This is a genomic window from Mycobacterium sp. SMC-17 (assembly GCF_045310915.1).
GTDB lineage: Bacteria > Actinomycetota > Actinomycetes > Mycobacteriales > Mycobacteriaceae > Mycobacterium.
The window spans coordinates 1-4239 of record NZ_JBJIAK010000113.1 but is presented as its reverse complement, the minus strand read 5'-3'; the positions used below and the strand labels follow the sequence as shown (position 1 = coordinate 4239).

The window sequence follows — 4239 nt, the reverse complement described above, 5'->3', positions numbered from 1 at the left end:
GATCGACGGACGCGCCACCGAACCGCAGCCGGAACAACAGGTTCGGTCGGCCTCATTCATCCCGAGACGCATTTCACGGACGAGAAGGCGGGGTTGTTGCGGTCTGCGACGTATCGGAGGTTGCGGCGGCACTGGCAGTTCTTGAACGAGCTTCAGCTGTTTGAGGAGATTGACCACCATGTTGGGTACGGCATCCACGTTTACAGCGGGGAGCGCGCGCCGACCTTCAGCCACGCTACGTCGCTCTATCACCCCGATACGGTTCTTCGGTCGCTCGAACATGATGGTTCAGGAACCGAACCCGGCTTGAAGGACGCCGACGGCAAATGGGACTTACGTGCCCACGCCGGACGCATCATCACCGTCGACAACCACGTGCTCCGGTCCTGGAACGACATCCTCGAAGAAGGTCAGGTTCCGGTCGAGCAGTCACGGATGGTCTATACCGTCAACCGATCCGTCGCGAGCGTGCTCGAAAAGATCGCCGATGCACCACGCATTGGAGGGAAGCGCCTGCATTATTGGCGCGGAATGGACGAGTCAACTGACCGTGCTCAAGGTTATTTCGATTCGGTGTGGGGCGTCCCTTCATCATGGGACGACGTCATACTGCAAGGCCCACACATTCACGTCGCCACCCCGCTATATAAGTCACCCAACCCCACGATGCTGAACAACCAAGACTGGACAGCGACCGACTTTCAAACCCTCGCAGCAGGCGCGGTTCCGGCTACTTCATACCGCAGAGCTGTTTCGGCAGACCGGTTCGCCGCGGCCTGTATGAGCTGGAATGTCGACGGGCGGAATGTGACCGCGCGGAGTCGTTTTCGAATCGTCTGGCGCAGCATGGCAGCAAATACTGGCGAGCGGACGTTGATTCCGGCGATCATTCCACCTGGGGCAATTCACCTCCGCCAGTCGGTCCTGTCAGTTGCGATGGACGATGATACGGACCTGTCCTTGACCGCAGCCTGTCTATCGTCTCTAGTTGCCGACTTCGCTGTTCGTGCGGCCCCAAAGTCGAGCATTCGGTTGTCAACGATCGCACGGTTGCCGGTCACATCATCAGATACAATTCGCCCCGATCTAGTCGAGCGTGTCCTTCGCCTCAACTGCGTCACCAATGCCTACGCCGACCTCTGGTACGACGTCGTGGGAACCACGTGGACCTGGGACACCCCACACCGTAAACCCGAGGACCGCCGCCAAGCCCTCGTCGAAATCGACGCGCTCGTAGCACTCGGCCTGAACCTCACCGCCGACGAGCTGTGCACGATCTACCGCACCCAATTCCCCGTCCTGTACGGCTACGACCGCAAAGCCGGCTTCGACCGCGAAGCGGCCATGCAGACGGCTTTCCTGCAGTTCGCGGCTCTCAGGTCTTCATGAGGCGTGACTACGCCTGCCCAATGAATGACTGCAGCAATGCCCTGGTCCGGGCAGGGAGTTTTCGGGGGAGCCGTAGCAAACGTTGCGCCGCACGTGCGCAGTCCAGGCGTTCGCCGCGCAGCGGGATTTGGTCGAGCTGCCAATCGATTTCGGCCCTGAACGCTGCGGCAATTTCGAGCAAGGCGGCAAGGTCGGCCAGGTCCTTGTCCGCCATTCGTTTGTCCCAGGCAAGGACTTTCAGAACCACCGCGCTTTCGACCGAGGGTACGGGGACCACGAATTCCCGGACGGCTCCATCCCGCAGTGTTACGCGGGTTTCGATCTGAATCGGGTCGATCGCCAATGCCAGCGACAGGCCCGGTATCGGATCGAACCCGCGACCGCCAAGAATGGCCGTTCCATCCGATGTGGTGCGGGGCACCAGCACATCGATGGACAATTCGCCTTCGCCAACTGACTTGACGTACTGGTTTCCCAAGACCGGCTGGTATCCGTGCAATTGGAGCGCCGTGTGAAGCTCACCGCCTGCTGCTGCGAGGCGCGCGATGCCTACATCGGCGTCGGTGGTCGCGCGGATCGTGGCGCCAGGAGTTGGAAAGCTGTAGCCCAGGAGGGCAACCATGTGGCCGCCCACCACGCGGTAATCGGTCCGCTCCGCTGCGGACGCAAGATCGGATAACGCCAGGAACCCGAGGTCACTCGCGTTCGACGTCGACACGATATCTAACCGCCTACGCACCGTCGGTGTGCCTCATGATGGCCTCTGCCAACTTCTCGGCGGCATCAAGTGCATCGCTGCCGGGCGCATGCGCGACATCCCATAGCGCGATGAGCGGATCGACAAGGTCCCCCTGGGGTTGGTACCAGGCGGCGGTAGCCCACAGTGTCCTGTCCTCAGGGACCTGCATGACCAGAGTGGCCTCGGCTTGACTGGCGCTGACGAATCCCCACGGTGTCAGGTCCACTAGTTCGGGTGTGTACACGTGGGCCTGGACGGGGAGCCTCCACGGTGCGTAGCGGTCGGCAGCCAGGTCTCCTGATATACACCCGGAAAGGCCGAGCTCGGCAAGCGCACGTGCGGCTATATCACCTTGCGGCGCAACACCTTCCAGGTGGTACCACCATTGCTTGAGCCCTCCTGCGCCGGGATAGGTGCCCAGCCATTCACGCACCGTCGCCGGTTTGGAAGGCATCGCCTTGAGGCTCTTGGCGACCGCCTGTTGGGAGGCGCCGACAGCGGCGGCAATGTCTGCCTGCCGAACGGTTTTCGGGTCGAGCAGGCGGACTCGCTCAATCGCCCATCGACCCCATGGCCGCCGTCGGGGTTCGGCTCTAAACGTCGATGGTGGGTCGAGAAAGTCTTTGGCGCCGATGACCACCCGACGCTCATCAAACGTAACCAGGTCGACCTCTCCGCGCTGGGCCGCGCCGACGACAGCGGCACCGGCGCTATGCAGGCAATAGAGAACGCGCCGGCCACCCGCAGTGCGACGGTCTGCCGCAATCTGGGCCGGATTGGGACTGCTACCCAGCCGCGCCGTTGCCGCGACACGCGAACCGTCAGGCAACGCCAGGTCCAGCTCATGCATGCCGCCCGAGACTTGAATACCAGCCTCGCCGAGAAGTCCGAACGCGGCAGATCCGCTCATTGGCCAGCCCCTAGACTGCAGATACAACCGAAATGCTGAATCATCATGTTCGGTTGTTGGACTTATTCTCTAACAACGTGTATACACGCTTTTGTTCGCACAAACCAGGGGGTTCAGCTGCCTCCTCGCCGAGCTTCCTTCTCCGGAGCTTCCCCGTCGAATATCGACCTGGCACTCGCGGTGGCGCTGTTGGCGTTTCTTTACACGGCTTGGAACCGATGAAATGCCTCGCGCATGGCCGCTTCGCGGCCGAAGCCGGCTTTGCGGTCGTAGCCGTACAGGACGGGGAATTGGGTGCGGTAGATCGTGCACAGCTCGTCGGCGGTGAGGTTCAGGCCGAGTGCTACGAGCGCGTCGATTTCGACGAGGGCTTGGCGGCGGTCCTCGGGTTTACGGTGTGGGGTGTCCCAGGTCCACGTGGTTCCCACGACGTCGTACCAGAGGTCGGCGTAGGCATTGGTGACGCAGTTGAGGCGAAGGGCGCGCTCGATCAAGATTGGCTGCAGCTTCGGTGCTGTGACCAGTGGCAGACGATTCAGCGTGCTGAGCAAGATCTCCGACTTTGGGGCCGACCGAACCGCGAAGTCTGTCAGCAACGACGACACGACGCCTGCGACGAGTGCGAGTTCGCTTCCGCTGCTGGTGGCAACTGTGTGTACCGCGTTGACGTGCGCCGCCCCCGGCGGAACGACCGCCGGGATCAACGTTCGTTCGCCCGTGTTGGCAGCCATTCGCCGCCATGCCACGCGGTAGCTGTCCCGCGCTCGGACCTCTTCCCCGTCTATTCGCCAGCTCGTGTAGTCGGCGTCGTATTTTGCGCGGCTACCTGCCGGTTTGTAGGACGTGGCGGGTATCGCGTCTTCGGTCAATGTGGTGAAGTCGGTGGCGGTCCAGTCTTGGTTGTGCAGCATCGTGGGGTTCGGCGACTTGTACAACGGGGTGGCGACGTGCAGGTGCGGTCCTTGCAGGATGACCTGATCCCACGATTCAGGAACGCCCCAATCTGACTCGAAATATCCCTTGGTCCGGTCGTTCTTCTCGTGCCAGCCGGAACTGAACAGCAGGTTCAACGAACCGATCCTCGGTGCGTCCGCAAGCTTTTCGAGCACGCTCGCGACGGATCTGTTGACGGTATAGACCATCCGTGACTGCTCGACCGGAACCTGACCTTCTTCGAGGATGTCGTTCCAGGACCGGAGCA

2 protein-coding genes and 2 pseudogenes are annotated in these 4239 nt (G+C 61.9%); 1 reads left to right on the top strand and 3 read right to left on the bottom strand.

Translation table 11 applies throughout. The features are described 5' to 3' along the window. Positions 1–1389, top strand: a pseudogene (locus ACJH7A_RS30100) (class I SAM-dependent DNA methyltransferase); the annotation flags it as partial. 7 nt (positions 1390–1396) lie between these two features. Here the strand turns inward: ACJH7A_RS30100 and ACJH7A_RS30095 are convergent. From ACJH7A_RS30095 to ACJH7A_RS30085, 3 genes and pseudogenes are all read right to left on the bottom strand, one after another. Then, complete coding sequence (locus ACJH7A_RS30095; protein ID WP_131808792.1) at positions 1397–2107, bottom strand: hypothetical protein; 711 nt, start codon at positions 2105–2107, stop codon at positions 1397–1399. 13 nt (positions 2108–2120) lie between these two features. Continuing rightward, entirely contained in the window at positions 2121–3038 is a 918-nt protein-coding gene (locus ACJH7A_RS30090) for a hypothetical protein (protein WP_082934773.1), read from the bottom strand. Between the two features lie 200 nt (positions 3039–3238). Next, positions 3239–4239, bottom strand: a pseudogene (locus ACJH7A_RS30085) (class I SAM-dependent DNA methyltransferase); the annotation flags it as partial.

Coding starts and splice junctions, on each gene's coding strand:
- ACJH7A_RS30090 (WP_082934773.1), bottom strand. CDS start 3,038: ATGAGCGGATCTGCCGCGTTCGGACTTCTCGGCGAGGCTGGTATTCAA.